The sequence below is a fragment of the Bacteroides sp. 2_2_4 genome, from assembly GCF_000157055.1.
Lineage (GTDB): Bacteria > Bacteroidota > Bacteroidia > Bacteroidales > Bacteroidaceae > Bacteroides > Bacteroides ovatus.
The window spans coordinates 1-818 of sequence record NZ_EQ973406.1; the positions used below are offsets into that span (position 1 = coordinate 1).

Here is an 818-nt window from a genome sequence, read left to right on the forward strand (position 1 = left end):
CAATCCTGGAATGAGATTGAGGAATTTGGCAATGCGAAAATTGCTTTTTTCAAAAGTCGCATACCTGACCTGGAGTTCATCCCCAGTCATGATACTTTTAATAGATTCTTCAGTATAATAAAGCCCGAGTATTTTGAGTTGATCTTTCGTAACTGGGTAAAACAAGTCTGTCAGGAGGTGAAAGGCGTTGTAGCTATAGATGGCAAGCTCATGCGTGGTCCAAGCCAATGTGATGGAGAGCATACTACGGGAAAAGAAGGATTCAAATTATGGATGGTTTCCGCCTGGTCTGCCGCTAATGGAATTTCTTTAGGTCAGGTAAAAGTAGATGATAAAAGCAATGAGATTACAGCTATTCCATTGTTAATTAACTCTTTGGAACTAAGTGGTTGTATTGTTACAATTGACGCGATGGGATGCCAGAAAGATATAACCCAGACCATTATTGAGCATGATGCAAATTATATTATAGCTATAAAGGAGAATAAGAAAAAAAATTATCAACTAGCTAAACAAATCATTGACGATTATCAGGATAAAGATGAAATAATCAATAGAGTCACCAGGCATGTGTCGGAAAACACCGGACATGGAAGGATTGAGACAAGAACATGTACTGTAGTCAGTTATGGATCTATTATGGAGAAAATGTTTAAGAAGAAACTTGTGGGGTTGAAGTCTATTGTAGGGATAAAGTCGGAGAGAACAATAGTAGCAACAGGAGAATATACTCAAGAGGTCAGATACTATGTAACTTCACTTGATAATACCAAACCGGAGGAGATTGCATCTGCCATCAGGCAGCATTGGTCTATTGA

The 818-nt window shown here is 38.3% G+C and carries 1 protein-coding gene; it reads left to right on the forward strand.

The features are described 5' to 3' along the window. Positions 1–818, forward strand: an 818-nt coding sequence (locus BSCG_RS00075; RefSeq protein WP_032849932.1) for an ISAs1 family transposase, incomplete at both ends; no start/stop codon positions are given.